Genomic DNA, 15,484 nt, shown 5'->3' on the forward strand with positions numbered 1-15,484 from the left:
ACTCGGAGTTTCCATGCCCAACGTAAAAGTTCGCGAGAACGAGCCGTTCGAGATCGCACTGCGTCGTTTCAAGCGTACCTGCGAAAAGGCCGGCGTCCTCGCCGAAACGCGCAAGCGTGAGTTCTACGAAAAGCCGACCCAGGAGCGCAAGCGCAAGCGCGCCGCCGCGGTGAAGCGCCACCTGCGCCGCCTGTCGCGCGACGTCTCGCGCAAGGTCCGCCTGTACTGAGTTTCCGCCCGCTCGCCCAGTGGCGAGCCGCCCGCGTCTTCACGCGGCGCATGCAGGAAACACGGTTGGCGCGGCCAGTCGCAGCCACCGCAAGCACTCCGGATTCGACCTCGGCCGGTGTTGTCCCCAGGACAACGCCGGCCTTGTCGTTTCCGTAGAATTGTTCATCCACCTTCCGAGGCCCCGCCCATGACGCTCAAGCAGCAGATCACCGAAGACATGAAGACCGCCATGCGCGGCGGCGACAAGCACCGGCTGGGGGTGATCCGGCTGATGCTGGCGGCGATCAAGCAGCGCGAGGTGGACGAGCGGATCGAGCTGGACGACGCGCAGGTGCTGACCGTGCTGGAGAAGATGCTGAAGCAGCGCAAGGACTCGGTCAGCCAATATGCCGCCGCGGGCCGCGAGGACCTGGCCGATGTCGAGCGCGCCGAGATGGTGGTGATCGAGGGCTACCTGCCGGCCAAGCTCGGCGATGAGGAGATCGACGCGCTGATCACCGAGGCCATCGCCGCCACCGGCGCCAGCTCGCCGCGCGACATGGGCAAGGTGGTGGCCGCGGTGAAGGAAAAGGCCGCCGGCCGCGCCGACATGGGCGTGGTCTCGGGGCGGATCAAGGCGCGCCTGGCCGGCTGAGCGTGCCGGCCACCAGCAGCAGGCCCAGCAGCACCAGCACGCCGGCGACCACGGCCAGCGCAATGCGATGGCGGCGCCGGCGCAGCCGCTGCCAGTTCGCCACGTCGAGGAACCAGCGACCCTCGCCCGGGCAACGCAGCACCGCCAGGCTCGCCAGCCGATGCCAGGCCATGCCCGGCTGCAGCCCCAGCTGATCCGCCGTGCGGGCGGTCGCCGCCGTGGTCGCGGCCGCCCGCTCGAACGCGCGCACGATCGCGCGCTGCCTGAGCATCATCACCGCATTGATCAGCATGGTTGGTCACTCCGGGCGGGCCAGGAAGCTTGCCGCGCCGCCGGCGCACGGGCAAGCCGCCATGCATCGCGTTCACGCGCCCTCCGCTACAACCGTGACGACTCGCGGCCGCGCTACGCCGCGGGCGCCACCACCACGGGAGAAGCGCATGCTGAAGTGGGCCATCATCTTCGCCATCGTATCGCTGGTCACCGGCTGGCTCGGCTTCGGTAGCCTCTCCGGCGCCACCGCCACCATCGCCAAGGTGCTGTTCGCGTGCTTCCTGATCCTGTTCCTGCTGGCCGTGCTGGCGGTGATCGGCGTGGTCAAGCTGCTCTAGCCGCGCTTCGGTTCAGTGGTGCGACGGGAACCGCCCGGACATGGCGGCCCGTCGCCCTCCCTGCGACATTTCGCCCCAGCCGCCCCAAGCCCCGCCGGCGACGACCGACTAGACTAGGCGGTCTATGCGCGGCCTGATCCCCGACAGCTTCATCGACGAACTGCTCGCCCGCGTCGACATCGTCGACGTGATCGAGCGGCGCGTGCCGCTGAAGAAGGCCGGGCGCGAGTGGACTGCCTGCTGCCCGTTCCACAACGAGCGCACGCCGTCGTTCTACGTGAGTCCGGCCAAGCAGTTCTTCCACTGCTTCGGCTGCGGCGCGCACGGCAGCGCGGTGAAGTTCCTGATGGACTACGAGCGGCTGGAGTTCCCCGACGCCGTCGAGGAGCTGGCGCAGTCGGTGGGCCTGACCGTGCCGCGCGAAGGCGGCCGCGACGAACGCCCGCGCGAGGACAAGACCGACCTCTACGCCCTGCTCGACGCCGCCGCGGCCTGGTATCAGGGCGAGCTGCCGCGCAGTGCCGAGGCGCAGGCCTATTGCAGGAAGCGCGGCCTGGACGGGGAGACGATCAAGCGCTTCCGCCTCGGCTGGGCGCCGGCCGGCTACGACGGCGTGATCAAGGCGCTGGGCAACACGCCGCGGCGGATGGAACTGCTCAACGAGGCGGGCATGGTTGCCTCGAACGAGCGCGGCAGCAAGTACGACCGTTTCCGTGAACGGCTGATGTTTCCGATCCTCGACCGCCGTGGCCGCGTCATCGCCTTCGGCGGCCGCATCATTTCCAGCGCGCCTCCTGCGCGCGAAGATCAAGAAGCGGGCATCCCTGCCCGCACTCCTGAAAAAAGCTCCCCGAAATACCTGAACTCCCCCGAGACCCCGCTGTTCCACAAGGGCCGCGAGCTGTTCGCGCTGTGGCAGGTGAAGCAGGCCAATCCCAAGCTCGAGCGCATCGTGGTGGTGGAGGGCTACATGGACGTGATCGCGCTGCACCAGGCCGGCCTGCCGATCGCGGTGGCCACGCTGGGCACGGCGACCACGCCCGAGCACACCGAGGTGCTGTTCCGTGCCGCGCCCGACGTGGTGTTCTGCTTCGACGGCGACCGTGCCGGTCGCGCCGCGGCGTGGAAGGCGCTGGAATCGGCGCTGCCGCGGCTGCGCGACGGGCGCCAGGCGTACTTCCTGTTCCTGCCCGACGGCGAGGACCCGGACACGCTGGTGCGCAAGGAAGGCAGGGAGGGTTTCGAACGGCGCATCCGGGAAGCGATGCCGCTGTCGGATTATTTTTTCAACGAGCTGGCGCGCGACGTCGACATGGCCAGCCTCGACGGCCGCGCCCGCCTCGCCGAGCGCGCCCGCCCGCTGATCGCGAAGCTGCCCGACGGCGCCTTCCGCGACCTGATGGCGCAGGAGCTGGAGAAGCGCAGCGGCGCCCGCGCGGTACTGCAGGCCGACCCCGCCACGCACCGCGCCATGCAGCGGCCCACCGCGGTGCAGCGCAGCCTGGTGCGCAGCGCGATCTCGCTGCTGCTGGCGCAGCCGGGCATGGCCGACCAGGTGGAGCGGCCCTACCGCTTCCTGCGCCTGGACAAGCCCGGCGTGGAGTTGCTGGCCGAGCTGCTCGACCTGGCCCGTGCGCGCCCCGGCATCAACTCCGCGATGCTGGTGGAGCATTTCGCCGAGCGGGCGGAATACCCTTCGCTGCAGAAGCTGATGGCGGCTTTGGCGGTGGGCGAGCCTGAGGCGCAGCGCAGCGAATTCTTCGACGCGCTGGCGCGGATGGAAGACCAGGCTGCGACCCAGCGTCGCGACGCGCTTACCGCGAAGAGCCGGGAGAGTACGCTGGACCCCGCCGAGAAGGCCGAACTGCGCGAGCTGCTGGCCGCCCGCGTGCGCCCGCCGGTGGCCCCGGTCTGACCGCAATGAGCAGCCGCCTGACCACCCTTGCCGTAGCGGCCGCCGGACCCCGCCCGACTATGGGATCATGCCCGGCTGCGGCCGGCCAGGGGCCGCACCGGGGAGCGCAAGGACACTGATGGACCTGCTGCAGCAACTGGTGACGATCTTCGCCGAGAACGGCTACGTGGCCGTGTTCATCGCGCTGATGATCTGCGGCGCCGGCCTGCCGCTGCCGGAAGACATCACCCTGGTCGCCGGCGGCGTGATCGCCGGGTTGGGCTACGCCAACGTGCATACGATGTTCGCGCTGGCGATGTTCGGCGTGCTGCTGGGTGACTGCGCCATCTTCCTGCTCGGCCACCACTACGGCGCGCGCATCCTGCAATGGCGCTTCGTGGCGCGTGTGCTGACTCCGTCGCGCTACGTCAAGGTGCAGGAGAAGTTCGACCAGTACGGCAACCGCATGCTGTTCTTCGCGCGCTTCCTGCCCGGCATGCGCACCACCGTCTACCTCACCGCTGGCACCACGCACCGGGTCTCGTTCCTGCGCTTCCTGCTGATCGACACCATGGCCGCGCTGATCAGCGTGCCGATCTGGGTCTACCTGGGCTACTTCGGCGCCGACAACCACGAGTGGCTGGTGAAATGGATCCACCGCGGCCAGAGCAGCCTGTGGGTGCTGGTCGGCATCGTGCTGCTGACCGTGCTGGTGCTGTGGTGGAAGCATCGACGCCGCAAGCGCTGCGGACTGGACTGAGCGGCTCCGCATGTCGCCGCGCCGCGTCCGCCCGGACAAGTTCACCGTCGCCCTGCTCGCCACCGTGCTGCTGGCCACGCTGCTGCCCTGCCGCGACGGCGCCGCACGCATATTCGACGGGGTCACTGATGCAGCGATCGCACTGCTGTTCTTCCTGCACGGCGCCAAGCTGCCGCGCACGGCGATCGTGCAGGGGCTGACCCACTGGCGGCTGCACCTGACCGTGTTCGCCAGCACCTTCGTGCTGTTTCCGCTGCTGGGGCTGGCGCTGCAGCCGCTCGGCCACACGCTGCTGACGCCGCAGCTGTACCTCGGCGTGCTGTTCGTGTGCACGCTGCCGTCCACGGTGCAGTCGTCGATTGCGTTCACCTCGATCGCCGGCGGCAATGTCCCCGCCGCGGTGGTCAGCGCGTCGATGTCGAACCTGATCGGCATCGTGCTGACCCCGCTGCTGGTTGGCCTGCTGCTGGCCAGCCACGGCGGCGGCGCTTCCTGGCGCGGCGTGCTGGACATCATGCTGCAGCTGCTGCTGCCGTTTGCACTGGGGCACGCCGCACGACGCTGGATCGGCGGCTGGGTCGATCGCCACCGGCCGCTGCTCGGCTACACCGACCAGGGCACCATCCTGCTGGTGGTGTACACCGCGTTCAGCGCCGCGGTGGTCGGCGGCCTGTGGCGCGACACGCCGGTCTCCGCCCTGCTCGCCACGCTGGCGATGTGCGCGCTGCTGCTGGCGCTGGTGATGCCCACGCTGACCTGGGCCGCGCGCCGGCTCGGCTTTTCGCGCGAGGACGAGATCACCATCGTGTTCTGCGGCTCCAAGAAGAGCATGGCCAGCGGCATCCCGATGGCGAAGATCCTGTTCGCCGGCCAGGCCGGCGGCCTCGGCGCGCTGGTGCTGCCGCTGATGATCTTCCACCAGCTGCAGCTGATGGTGTGCGCGGTGGTGGCGCGGCGCTACGCCACCCGCGCGGCAGCGACGGACGACACGCTGGAGGCGGACTGACGTCCGCCGGCAGCCCGCGCGCCGCCACCCGCGGCCATGCTCACAGCCAGCGTCCGTAGCGGCGGATGTAGACCAGCTTCATCAGCTGGGTCAGCACGCCGTAGGTGAGCACGGTCAGCGCCACCCAGCCGAAGAACGCCGGCGGCAGCGCCACCATGCCGATCTTGGCGCCCAGCCCGGTGAACGGCACGAACAGGCCGACCAGGATGATCGCGCTGGTCAGCGCCAGCACCGGCGCCGAGGCGATGCTCTGCAGGAACGGGATGCGGCGCGTGCGGATCATGTGCACGATCAGCGTCTGCGTGAGCAGGCTCTCGATGAACCAGCCGGACTGGAAGAACGACTGGTGGTCCACCGAGTTCGCGCCGAACACGTGCCACAGCAGCAGGAACGTGGTGATGTCGAAGATCGAGCTGACCGGGCCGATCCACACCATGAAACGGCCGATGTCGCTGGCGTCCCACTTGCGCGGCTTGCGCAGGTACTCCTCGTCCATGCGGTCGAACGGGATCGACAGCTGCGAGATGTCGTACAAGAGGTTCAGCACCAGGATCTGCAGCGGCAGCATCGGCAAAAACGGCAGGAACGCGCTCGCCACCAGCACGCTGAACATGTTGCCGAAGTTCGAGCTGGCGGTCATCTTGATGTACTTGATGATGTTGCCGAAGGTGACGCGGCCTTCCAGCACGCCTTCCTCCAGCACCATCAGGTTCTTTTCCAGCAGGATGATGTCGGCCGACTCCTTGGCGATGTCGGTGGCGGTGTCCACCGAGATGCCCACGTCGGCCTCGCGCAGCGCCGGCGCGTCATTGATGCCGTCGCCGAGGAAGCCCACGGTGTGGCCCTGGCGCTGCAGCGACTTCACCACGCGCGCCTTCTGCAGCGGCGACATCTTGGCGAACACGGTGGTGCGCGCCACCAGCGCGTCCAGCGCCGCGTCGTCCAGCGGCTCGATCTGCCGGCCCTGCGCGGAGTGCTCCACGTCCAGCCCCACCTCGCGGCAGATCTTGCGCGTCACCGCCTCGTTGTCGCCGGTGATCACCTTCACCTGCACGCCATGGTGATGCAGCGCGGCGATTGCCGTGGCGGCCGAATCCTTCGGTGGATCGAGGAAGGCCAGGCAGCCCACCGCGGTCAGCCCGCTCTCGTCAGCGACACCGTACGGCCGCCCGGCCGGCGGCTGCTGCTTCACTGCCACCACCAGCACGCGCAGGCCGTCCTCGTTGAGCCCGTGCGTCATCTCCTTGACCTCGTCGCGCAGCACGTCGGTCATCGGCACGGTCTCGCCGCCGGTCTTCGCCCAGGCACAGATCGACAGCATCTCCTCCACTGCGCCCTTGCACACGATCAGGTCGTGGCCGTCGCCGTTGCCGAGCACCACCGACATGCGCCGGCGCTGGAAGTCGAACGGGATCTCGTCGACGATGCGGTAGTGCGCCGCGGCTGGCTCCAGGTCGCGATGCTCCAGCACCGCCTTGTCCATCAGGTTCTTCAGGCCGGTCTGGAAACGGCTGTTGAGGTAGCCGTACTCCAGCGCCTCGTCGGACTCCTCGCCGTGCAGGTCGAGGTGTCGCTCCAGCACGATCTTGTCCAGCGTGAGCGTGCCGGTCTTGTCGGTGCACAGCACATCCATCGCGCCGAAGTTCTGGATCGCGTTGAGCCGCTTCACCACCACCTTGCGCTTGGACATCGCCAGCGCGCCCTTGGCCAGGTTCGCGGTGACGATCAGCGGCAGCATTTCCGGGGTGAGGCCGACCGCCACCGACAGCGCGAACATGAACGCCTGCAGCCAGTCGTGCTTGTCGAAGCCGTTGATCAGGAACACCACCGGCACCATCACCGCCATGAAGCGGATCAGCAGCCAGCTGACGCTGTTCACGCCGCGGTCGAAGCTGGTCTGCACGCGCTGGCCCACGATGCTGTGCGCCAGCGAGCCGAGATAGCTGCGCTGGCCGGTCACCACCACCACCGCGGTGGCGGTGCCGCTGACCACGTTGGTGCCCATGTAGCAGATCGTCGGCAGGTCCAGCGGGTTGGCGCGGTCGGCGTCGGCCGCGCCGTGCATGCCTGGTGCGGCCTTCTCCACCGGCAGCGACTCGCCGGTGAGGATCGCCTGGCTGATGAACAGGTCCTTCGCGTGCAGCAGACGCAGGTCGGCGGGCACCATGTCGCCCGCGGCCAGGTGCACGATGTCGCCGGCGACCAGTTCGCCCACCGGCACCTCGATGCGCTCGCTGTGGCCGTCGGAGGCACGCCGCGTCACCGTGGCGGTATTGCGCACCATCGCCTTCAGCTGCTCCGCCGCCTTCGAGGAGCGGAACTCCTGGGTGAAGCTCAGCAATACGCTGATGCCCACCATCACCGCGATGATCGCCGGCCCGGTAAGATCGCTGGAATCGGTGAACAGCTGCACCCCGGCCAGCGCCAGCAGCACGATGATGAACGGGTTCTTGAACGCGCGCAGCAGCTGCACCGACCAGTGCGGCGGCTTCTCGTGCGAGACCTCGTTGACGCCGTCGCGCCCCAGCCGCGCGGCGATCTGCGCCTCATCGAGGCCGGCCGGCGTGGTGTCCAGCGCGGCGAGCAGCGCCTCGTTGTCGCGGAACGCCTCCTGCGCCACCGCCACGTGCGCCGGTGCCGGCGCGCCCTTGCCCGGCACCTTCGGAAGGGCGCCCTGGATGGATTGCTTGATCATGACCCGCTTCCGTGAACCCGCTGTTGCCTGCCGCCGGTGCGAGTGCGCGGAATCAATCCGTCAAACGCGCCGGCATGGTTGCGCATGGCCGCGCACGCGCCGCGATGGCTCCGCCGCTGGCGGAGGCCACCCCTTGCATGAGGTCGGGGCGACCATCAGCGACTGGATACCAGCGCGAGATGGCCGGACGATGGCAAGCGGGCCTGTTGCGTCGACGCGGCGCGCTCGCCGGCGTCGGCACGGCGCGGCAGCTCGACCACGCTGCTACCGGCGGGACGTTCCAGCGGGGCGGGCACGGTGATGGTGTAGGGCGCGCGCACGGCCTTGCGACGGCCAACCAGCAGCCGGCGCAGTGTGCGCAACAGAACGGAATCGCGAAGGAGCTTCATGGCCCATCTCCTCGTTACGGCGCCCACGGCGCCGCGGGAGGTGGGCCGGTCTTCCCTAGTCGAGGAAAGCGCCAGCCGACCGCGGGCGGTCGCCGCAGATCATCAGCTTGTTATGCAATGCCGGCACCCGATGCGAGCGGATGTCGACGTTGCGACTAGGGTAAACGTCCATATGCCTTGGTTAGTCAGGACAGGAAGCCGGTCGGCGCGAACGCGCCGGAGGGCGCGCGCATTGTTGTGCTGCAGCAGCGCGTTGTCAATGCCTGCGGCGGCGAAAGTTCGCGCGATCGCCGCTCGGAGCTTGTGAAGAAAACCACATCCTGCTGTGGTTTTCTTCAGTCGCGAGTCCGGTACACGCCAGGCCCCCTCACATGAGAGGTTGAAAAAATCACAACCTCTCAGCCGAACGATACCGGCGGCGGGCCGGAAGACATCAGCGGCGGCAGCAGCCAGTGGTCGACCAGCAGGAACGCGAACAGCGCCATCAGGTAGACGATGGAGTAGCTGAACACCCTCATCGCGTACAGCTCGTCCGGGGGATTCAGCAAGCGCACCGCGTAATACAGGAACGCCCCGCCCAGCACCGCGGCACCGCCCAGGTAGACCAGCCCGCTCATCCCGGTCAGCGCCGGCAGCAAGGTCACCAGCACCAGCAGCACGGTGTAGAACAGGATGTGCCAGCGGGTGAACACCACGCCGTGGGTCACCGGCAGCATCGGCACCTGCGCGCGCGAGTAGTCGTCGCGGCGGAAGATCGCCAGCGCCCAGAAATGCGGCGGCGTCCACACGAAGATGATCAGGCACAGCTGCAGCGCGTACGGGTGCAGCGCGCCGGTGACCGCGGTCCAGCCCAGCACCGGCGGGATCGCGCCGGCCAGGCCGCCGATCACGATGTTCTGCGGCGAGGCGCGCTTGAGGAAGGCGGTGTAGATCACCGCGTAGCCGATCAGGCCGGCGAAGGTCAGCACGGCGGTCAGCGTGTTCACCCACAGCACCAGCACCAGCATCGAGGCAAGGCCCAGCACCAGCGCGAACACGAACACCTGGCGTGCATTGAGATGGCCGGTGGCCAGCGGCCGGTGCGCCGTGCGCACCATCACCTTGTCGATGCGCTGGTCGATCAGCTGGTTGAACGCGGCCGCCGAGGACGACGCCAGCCAGATGCCCAGCGTGCCGAACACCAGTGCGCGCCACGGCGGCATGCCGGGCACGGCGAGGAACATGCCGATCACCGCGCAGAACACCAGCAGCGCGACGATGCGCGGCTTGGTCAGTTGCAGGTACTCATGGAAAACGCTCATCTTCACGCTCGCCCCAACGACAGGAACATCGACGCGTCATGCCGCCGCTGCGTGCGCGCCAGCGTGGCCAACAGGGTGAACAGCAGCAGGGCCGCCGTCCCATTGTGTGCGGTCGCCACCGCCAGCGGCAGGCCGAAGTACACGTTGCTGATGCCCAGCAGCACCTGCGCCGCCAGCGCCAGCGCGATCGCCAGGCCCAGCGCGCGCAGGCCATGCCGCGCCGTGCGGACCGCCAGCCAGCCGAGGTAGCAGAACACCACCAGCGCGCCGAGCCGGTGCGCGATCTGGATCGCGCTGCGCGCGGCCATGTCGAGCACGCCACCCTCGTAGTTCACGCCGATGCCGCGCCACAGCACGAAACCCTCGCGGAAATCGGCGGGCGGCGCCCACTGGCCGAGGCATTCGGGGAACGAGCCCGGGCCGTAGCCGCAGGCCAGCGCGGCGTAATTCGCCGAAGTCCAGCCACCCAGCGCGATCTGGCACAGCAACAGCACGATGCCGACGGCCACCAGCCGGCGCAGGTCGGCAAGGCCATCGCCCGCTGCCGCCACGCCGGCGAAACGCAGCGCGGCGTAGGCCAGCAGCGCGAACGTGGCCATGCCGCCGAGCAGGTGGCCCATCACCACGATGGGCTTGAGCAGCAAGGTCACCGTCCACATGCCGAGCATCGCCTGGAAGATGATCACCGCCAGCGCCAGCACGCAGATCTTCCAGGCACCGGGCCGCGGCAGGCGGATCGCGGCGATCAGCGGCAGCGCGATCGCGCAGGCCGCCAGCAGCGACGACCATAGGTGTTCGCCGCGCATGTACAGGCCCACGCCGAGCGCCGCGAACACGGCGCCGACGAGCACCGCCAGCAGCGCATCACGACGGCGCCAGCTCGCCAGCAACGCCAGCAGCAACACCAGCACGCCGAGCGTGCCGGCGAGGAAGCGGTGCACCTGCTCGCGCCAGGCCTTGTGCGCCTCGTACGGGCGATCCGGGAACGCCGCGTCGGCATGCGCCACCGCCTGCGCATGCTGCGGCCAGGTCACCTGGCCGTAGCAGGTGGGCCAGTCCGGGCAGGACAGGCCGGCGTTGGACAGCCGCACGAAGGCGCCGAACATCACCAGCCCGAAGGCGAACACCGCGGCGAACAGTGCCAGCCAGCGCAACCACCGCAGCGAACGTGACGACATCACTTGATCACCTTCTGCAGGTCCTTGCGCAAACCGCTCGGGTCGAAGCCGGCGCGATACAGCGACAGCGCGGTGCCGTTGGATTCCACCAGCAGCCCGCTCACGCTGTCCGCTGCGTCGGGCCGGAATCCGGCCAGCTTGCCGTCGACGTCGGTGCCGAGCTGCCAGTAGTTGCGCATGCCGTCACGCGCGTCGTCCACCGGCGGCGTGCCCAGGTAGAGCAGGCGCAGGCGCGACTGGTTGCGGTTCAGCGTGACCCGCGCCGCAGCCATGCTGGTCAGCGTGGCCAGGCAGCGCGCGGCGCAGTCGGGGCCAGCCAGCGCCACCAGGGTCAGCCGCGGCTGGCTGTCGCGCCAGGCGTAGGGCTGGCCATCCGCCAGCTGCACGCGCAGCTGTTCGTCGACGAAGTTGCGCTGCGGCAGGATCGGTTCGCCGTTGCCTTTGGTACCCGGCTGCCAGCCGCTCCAGCTGAGCAGGCCGGCGACGATCATCGGCGCGACGAACGCCAGCACGATCAGCAGCAGGAAGAGTCGGCTCTTGCGCACGTTGGCGGGGTCAGCGGCTTTCATCGGTTCTCATCGACCTTGGTGGAATCGGCGCGGCGCGGCTTGCGCTTGCGATGCACGACCAGCAGGATCACCACCGCGGCCAGCGCGAAGGTGAACCACTGGAACGCGTAGGCACGATGCCGCGCCGGCGGCATCGAGGAAAAATCGAGGTTGCGCTCGCGCTCGTAGATCGCCGCCGGGTCAGGGTCCAGCGCCAGTACCCGCGGATACAGCGGCCGTCCGAGGTCGACGGCGACCTGCGCGGGATCCAGGAAGATCGAACTCTTCGGCCACTGCGTCTGCCGTGCCAGCGCATTGCCGCCCATCTCGAAGCCGACCGGCGGCGGTGGCACGTACAACCCCTGCAGGCTCATCCTGCCGGTCGGCAACGGCGGCACCTGGGGCGGCTTGTCGCTGCCGTTGCCGGGCAGGAAACCGAGGTCGACCAGCAGCAACGGCGAGCGGTCGTCCATCGCCAGCGGCGCGTACACCTGCACGCCGCCGCGGCGGTCGTGCTTCGGATTGTCCAGCAGATATACGCGGTCGGCCAGGTAGTGGCCGTCGACCTTCACCCGCGGAAAGCCGTCCGCCGGCGGCGCGTCGGCCACCACGGCAAAGTCCTGCAGCGGCGCCGCAGCGGCCGCGGCATACCGTCGCAGAAGATCTTCCTTGAAGTCGGCACGATGCAGCTGCCACACGCCCAGACGCACGAACAGCAACGCTCCGGCCGCGGTCAGCAGCAGCGCCCACCACGAAGGACGGCGGAATCCGCTCACGCCAGGCGCCTGCCGGTGGCCGCTATACTCGCCGTGTCGAACTTGACGGGATCAATCACGTGGAAACCATCTATAAAATTGCGCTGGTAGTGGTGCTGCTGGTGGTGATCTTCAGCCTCGGTCAGGCGCTGTACTTCATGATGACCGACAAGGACGACGACCGGCGCACGGTATGGGCGCTGACCCGCCGCATCGGCCTGTCGCTGGTGTTCATCGCCATGGTCGCGTTCGGCATCTGGATGGGCTGGCTGCACCCGCACGACGTGGGCCAATGATTGTAGCCGCCACGACCGCGGCCATTTCCCGCCAAACGAAAAGCCCGCTATCCGGCGGGCTTTTTTCATGCCCGAACCCGATCCGGAGCAATGCTCCTATGAAGAATCCGGCCATGGATGGCCGGCTTTGATCTTGCCTTTCGCGACACGACGTCGCGTGAAAGCAAGAACCGGCCATGACGAGGGCATGACGAGGGCATGGATGCCCCAGTTGAGGCAACGCAGGAGTAGCTGCCCGATGGCCGGTTCTTGATTCGCTCTCCGCAGCAGGATCTCGCGTCGCTCTTCTGAAAAGTCCGGCCACGGATGGCCGGTTTCTTGATCTTTGCCTTTCGCGACAGGACGTCGCGTGAAGTCAGAGGATATAAACGAACATGAACAGGCCGAGCCAGACCACGTCGACGAAGTGCCAGTACCACGCCACCGCTTCGAAGCCGAAGTGATGGTCCTTGTCGAAATGCCCCTTCAGTACGCGCAGCCAGATCACCGCCAGCATGATCGTGCCCAACGTCACGTGCAGGCCGTGGAAGCCGGTGAGCATGAAGAAGGTCGAGCCATAGACGCCGCTGTGCAGGGTCAGGTTCAGTTCCTTGTACGCCTCCATGTACTCGTGCGCCTGGAAGTACAGGAAGGTGGCGCCCAGCAGCACGGTCAGCCCGAGGAACAGCAGGATCTTGCCGCGATGGCCGGCGCGCAGCGCATGGTGCGCAATCGTCACGGTGACACTGGAGGTGAGCAGGATCAGCGTGTTCAGCAGCGGCAGGCCCCATGCCGGCACGGTGCGGAACGCGCCGCCGGCCTGTTCCGGGCCGTTGCCGCCATTGGCGCCCCAGGCGGCCGTGTAGTCGCTCCACAGGAATTCGTGGGTCAGCACGCCGTGGCCGTGACCGCCGAGCCACGGCACCGAGAACATGCGGATGTAGAACAGCGCGCCGAAGAACGCGCCGAAGAACATCACCTCGGAGAAGATGAACCACATCATGCCCATGCGGAACGAGGTGTCCACCTGGTGGTTGTAGTTGCCGGCCAGCGACTCGTTGATCACCGAGCGGAACCAGCCGAAGAACATGGCCAGCATGCCGATCACGCCGATGGTCAGCACGGACTTGCCGAAACCACTCTCGCCGGGCTCCGCGCCCAACCAGTGCGCGGCGCCGAACACGGTGGTGAACATGACCACTGCGGCCACGAACGGCCAGTAGCTCTTGGTCGGAACGAAGTAAGCGTCGTGTTGCTGACCCATGGTGTAACCCCGTGGATTTCTCTTGATGACTTTGCCCCGTCGCAGCGACCGGGGAACTGCACGCCGGCTGCCGAACCGCGCCGGTTGAAGGACACCTGTAACGCGTGGACCGCTATTTCATCAGCAGAATCTGCAGGAACGTCGACAGGTAGACCGCCAGCGCGACCACGGCAAGTATCGTGACCGTGCGCCGCACGCCGCGGCGGGATTTCCCGTCCGGCTGGGCCGTTGCCGCATGAATCGTCTGCTGCGCCATCTCTGCCTGCTCCCGAGGTCATGCCGGCCACGGCCGGCATGACGGTCAATCGTTGACGTGGCCGTGAGCCAGTTCATCGTCGTTGATCACCGGCGGCACCTCGAAGGTGTGGTGCGGCGCCGGCGACGGGATGGTCCACTCCAGGCCCTTGGCCCCTTCCCATACGCGATCGGTGGCCTTCTTCTTCGAGAAGAACGCGCAGTGGATCAGCACGCCAACGAAGATCAGCTGGGTGGCGCCGAACAGGAAGCCGCCGATCGAGCTGATCATGTTGAAGTTGGCGAACGCCACGTTGTAGTCCGGAATGCGGCGCGGCATGCCGGCCAGGCCCAGGAAGTGCTGCGGGAAGAACAGCACGTTGACCCAGATCACGCTGTTCCAGAAGTGCACCTTGCCCCAGAACTCGTTGTACATGTTGCCGGTCCACTTCGGCATCCAGTAGTACGCGGCGCCGATGATCGCGAACAGTGCGCCGGTGACCAGCACGTAGTGGAAATGCGCCACGATGAAGTAGGTGTCGTGATACTGGAAGTCGGCCGGCACCAACGCCATCATCAGGCCGGAGAAGCCGCCGATGGTGAACAGGATGATGAACGCGATGGCGAACAGCATCGGCGTCTCGAAGGTCATCGAGCCGCCCCACATGGTGGCCACCCAGTTGAACACCTTCACGCCGGTCGGCACCGAGATCAGCATGGTGGCGTACATGAAGAAGACTTCGGCGCCCAGCGGCAGGCCCACCGCGAACATGTGGTGCGCCCACACGATGAACGACAGGAAGGCGATGCAGGCGATCGCGAACACCATCGCCTTGTAGCCGAAGATCGGCTTGCGGGCGAAGGTCGGCACGATCTCCGAGATGATCCCGAACGCCGGCAGGATCATGATGTAGACCTCGGGATGGCCGAAGAACCAGAAGATGTGCTGGTACAGCACCGGGTCGCCGCCGCCGCCCGGGTTGAAGAAGTTGGTGCCGAAGTACTTGTCAGTCAGCAGCATGGTCACCGCGCCGGCCAGCGCCGGCATCACGGCGATCAGCAGGAAGGCGGTGATCAGCCAGCTCCACACGAACACCGGCATCTTCATCAGGTCCATGCCGGGCGCGCGCATGTTGAGAATGGTGGCGATGATGTTGATCGCGCCCATGATCGAGCTGATACCCATCAGGTGGATGGCGAACACCGCGTAGGCCAGCGAGCCGCTCTGCAGCGACAGCGGCGGGTACATGGTCCAGCCGCCGGCCGGGCCGCCGCCGGGCAGGAACAGGGTGGACAGCAGCAGCACGAAGGCGAACGGCAGGATCCAGAACGACAGGTTGTTCATGCGCGGGAGTGCCATGTCCGGCGCGCCCACCATCAACGGGATCATCCAGTTACCGAGGCCGACGAAGGCCGGCATGATCGCGCCGAAGATCATCACCAGCGCGTGCATGGCGGTCATTTCGTTGAAGAAGTACGGCTGCATCAGCTGCATCCCGGGCTTGAACAGCTCGGCACGGATCAGCATGGCGAAACTGCCGCCGATGAACAGCATCGTCAGCGAGAAAATCAGATACAGCGTGCCGATGTCCTTGTGGTTGGTGGACATGCACCAGCGCTGGAAGAAACCTTTCGGCGCGCCGTGGTGATCATCATGCTGATCATGGGTGGCTGCGTAGGACATGGCCTTGCACCTCTAACCTGGATAT

Annotated in this window: 17 protein-coding genes; 7 read left to right on the forward strand and 10 right to left on the reverse strand. The window is 67.5% G+C overall.

The window, feature by feature from the left end; genetic code table 11:
• Positions 1-13: 13 nt before the first annotated feature.
• A complete protein-coding gene (gene rpsU, locus UUA_RS10585) occupies positions 14-229 on the forward strand; it encodes a 30S ribosomal protein S21 (RefSeq protein ID WP_007081639.1) in 216 nt (71 codons plus the stop codon).
• Between the two features lie 189 nt (positions 230-418).
• The gene (locus tag UUA_RS10590) at positions 419-865 is read left to right on the forward strand and encodes a GatB/YqeY domain-containing protein (RefSeq protein ID WP_008436648.1); all 447 of its coding nucleotides are present in this window, start codon (positions 419-421) and stop codon (positions 863-865) included.
• On the opposite strand, the gene UUA_RS10595 is transcribed toward UUA_RS10590, so the two are convergent.
• A complete protein-coding gene (locus tag UUA_RS10595) occupies positions 843-1,157 on the reverse strand; it encodes a hypothetical protein (RefSeq protein ID WP_008436654.1) in 315 nt (104 codons plus the stop codon). The genes UUA_RS10590 and UUA_RS10595 overlap by 23 nt on opposite strands.
• Before the next feature lie 148 nt (positions 1,158-1,305).
• Between UUA_RS10595 and UUA_RS18855 the strand changes: the two genes are divergently transcribed.
• The 4 genes from UUA_RS18855 to UUA_RS10615 all read left to right on the forward strand — a co-directional run bounded on the left by UUA_RS18855 (position 1,306) and on the right by UUA_RS10615 (position 5,136).
• On the forward strand, positions 1,306-1,476 hold the full coding sequence (locus UUA_RS18855) for a DUF1328 domain-containing protein (protein WP_008436657.1): 171 nt from the start codon (positions 1,306-1,308) through the stop codon (positions 1,474-1,476).
• Positions 1,477-1,600: 124 nt separating this feature from the next.
• The gene (gene dnaG / locus UUA_RS10605) at positions 1,601-3,391 is read left to right on the forward strand and encodes a DNA primase (protein WP_008436658.1); all 1,791 of its coding nucleotides are present in this window, start codon (positions 1,601-1,603) and stop codon (positions 3,389-3,391) included.
• Between the two features lie 118 nt (positions 3,392-3,509).
• On the forward strand, positions 3,510-4,130 hold the full coding sequence (locus UUA_RS10610) for a DedA family protein (protein ID WP_008436660.1): 621 nt from the start codon (positions 3,510-3,512) through the stop codon (positions 4,128-4,130).
• 10 nt (positions 4,131-4,140) lie between these two features.
• Positions 4,141-5,136: a bile acid:sodium symporter family protein gene (locus UUA_RS10615; protein ID WP_008436661.1), complete on the forward strand. Its 996-nt coding sequence runs from the start codon at positions 4,141-4,143 to the stop codon at positions 5,134-5,136.
• Between the two features lie 40 nt (positions 5,137-5,176).
• Here the strand turns inward: UUA_RS10615 and mgtA are convergent, their stop codons facing one another.
• The 6 genes from mgtA to UUA_RS10645 form a co-directional block, all read right to left on the reverse strand.
• Positions 5,177-7,831, reverse strand: a complete 2,655-nt coding sequence (mgtA, locus tag UUA_RS10620; protein ID WP_008436662.1) for a magnesium-translocating P-type ATPase — start codon at positions 7,829-7,831, stop codon at positions 5,177-5,179.
• Positions 7,832-7,986: 155 nt separating this feature from the next.
• On the reverse strand, positions 7,987-8,220 hold the full coding sequence (locus tag UUA_RS10625) for a hypothetical protein (RefSeq protein ID WP_008436663.1): 234 nt from the start codon (positions 8,218-8,220) through the stop codon (positions 7,987-7,989).
• Positions 8,221-8,618: 398 nt separating this feature from the next.
• Positions 8,619-9,521: a heme o synthase gene (gene cyoE / locus UUA_RS10630; RefSeq protein ID WP_008436664.1), complete on the reverse strand. Its 903-nt coding sequence runs from the start codon at positions 9,519-9,521 to the stop codon at positions 8,619-8,621.
• Positions 9,522-9,523: 2 nt separating this feature from the next.
• The gene (locus UUA_RS10635; protein ID WP_008436665.1) at positions 9,524-10,699 is read right to left on the reverse strand and encodes a COX15/CtaA family protein; all 1,176 of its coding nucleotides are present in this window, start codon (positions 10,697-10,699) and stop codon (positions 9,524-9,526) included.
• On the reverse strand, positions 10,699-11,268 hold the full coding sequence (locus UUA_RS10640) for a hypothetical protein (RefSeq protein WP_008436666.1): 570 nt from the start codon (positions 11,266-11,268) through the stop codon (positions 10,699-10,701). The genes UUA_RS10635 and UUA_RS10640 overlap by 1 nt, the downstream gene beginning before the upstream one ends.
• Positions 11,265-12,023, reverse strand: coding sequence for an SURF1 family protein (locus UUA_RS10645; protein WP_008436667.1), 759 nt, complete (start codon positions 12,021-12,023; stop codon positions 11,265-11,267). The genes UUA_RS10640 and UUA_RS10645 overlap by 4 nt, the downstream gene beginning before the upstream one ends.
• Positions 12,024-12,082: 59 nt before the next feature.
• Here UUA_RS10645 and UUA_RS10650 point away from each other — a divergent pair, with 59 nt between their 5' ends.
• Entirely contained in the window at positions 12,083-12,298 is a 216-nt protein-coding gene (locus UUA_RS10650) for a twin transmembrane helix small protein (RefSeq protein WP_008436668.1), read from the forward strand.
• 355 nt (positions 12,299-12,653) lie between these two features.
• Here UUA_RS10650 and UUA_RS10655 read toward each other — a convergent pair whose 3' ends face one another.
• The 3 genes from UUA_RS10655 to ctaD all read right to left on the reverse strand — a co-directional run bounded on the left by UUA_RS10655 (position 12,654) and on the right by ctaD (position 15,459).
• Positions 12,654-13,541, reverse strand: coding sequence for a cytochrome c oxidase subunit 3 (locus UUA_RS10655; protein WP_008436671.1), 888 nt, complete (start codon positions 13,539-13,541; stop codon positions 12,654-12,656).
• 112 nt (positions 13,542-13,653) lie between these two features.
• The gene (locus UUA_RS19810) at positions 13,654-13,797 is read right to left on the reverse strand and encodes a hypothetical protein (RefSeq protein ID WP_167316981.1); all 144 of its coding nucleotides are present in this window, start codon (positions 13,795-13,797) and stop codon (positions 13,654-13,656) included.
• 45 nt (positions 13,798-13,842) lie between these two features.
• Complete coding sequence (gene ctaD / locus UUA_RS10660) at positions 13,843-15,459, reverse strand: cytochrome c oxidase subunit I (RefSeq protein WP_008436673.1); 1,617 nt, start codon at positions 15,457-15,459, stop codon at positions 13,843-13,845.
• Positions 15,460-15,484: the final 25 nt, after the last annotated feature.

Origin of the sequence: Rhodanobacter thiooxydans LCS2 (genome assembly GCF_000264375.1) — a bacterium.
Taxonomy (GTDB): Bacteria; Pseudomonadota; Gammaproteobacteria; order Xanthomonadales; family Rhodanobacteraceae; genus Rhodanobacter; species Rhodanobacter thiooxydans.

Coding starts and splice junctions, on each gene's coding strand:
- ctaD (WP_008436673.1), bottom strand. CDS start 15,459: ATGTCCTACGCAGCCACCCATGATCAGCATGATGATCACCACGGCGCG.
- UUA_RS10635 (WP_008436665.1), bottom strand. CDS start 10,699: ATGTCGTCACGTTCGCTGCGGTGGTTGCGCTGGCTGGCACTGTTCGCC.
- dnaG (WP_008436658.1), top strand. CDS start 1,601: ATGCGCGGCCTGATCCCCGACAGCTTCATCGACGAACTGCTCGCCCGC.
- UUA_RS10615 (WP_008436661.1), top strand. CDS start 4,141: ATGTCGCCGCGCCGCGTCCGCCCGGACAAGTTCACCGTCGCCCTGCTC.
- UUA_RS19810 (WP_167316981.1), bottom strand. CDS start 13,797: ATGGCGCAGCAGACGATTCATGCGGCAACGGCCCAGCCGGACGGGAAA.
- mgtA (WP_008436662.1), bottom strand. CDS start 7,831: ATGATCAAGCAATCCATCCAGGGCGCCCTTCCGAAGGTGCCGGGCAAG.
- UUA_RS18855 (WP_008436657.1), top strand. CDS start 1,306: ATGCTGAAGTGGGCCATCATCTTCGCCATCGTATCGCTGGTCACCGGC.
- rpsU (WP_007081639.1), top strand. CDS start 14: ATGCCCAACGTAAAAGTTCGCGAGAACGAGCCGTTCGAGATCGCACTG.
- UUA_RS10595 (WP_008436654.1), bottom strand. CDS start 1,157: ATGCTGATCAATGCGGTGATGATGCTCAGGCAGCGCGCGATCGTGCGC.
- UUA_RS10640 (WP_008436666.1), bottom strand. CDS start 11,268: ATGAAAGCCGCTGACCCCGCCAACGTGCGCAAGAGCCGACTCTTCCTG.
- UUA_RS10590 (WP_008436648.1), top strand. CDS start 419: ATGACGCTCAAGCAGCAGATCACCGAAGACATGAAGACCGCCATGCGC.
- cyoE (WP_008436664.1), bottom strand. CDS start 9,521: ATGAGCGTTTTCCATGAGTACCTGCAACTGACCAAGCCGCGCATCGTC.
- UUA_RS10655 (WP_008436671.1), bottom strand. CDS start 13,541: ATGGGTCAGCAACACGACGCTTACTTCGTTCCGACCAAGAGCTACTGG.
- UUA_RS10610 (WP_008436660.1), top strand. CDS start 3,510: ATGGACCTGCTGCAGCAACTGGTGACGATCTTCGCCGAGAACGGCTAC.
- UUA_RS10625 (WP_008436663.1), bottom strand. CDS start 8,220: ATGAAGCTCCTTCGCGATTCCGTTCTGTTGCGCACACTGCGCCGGCTG.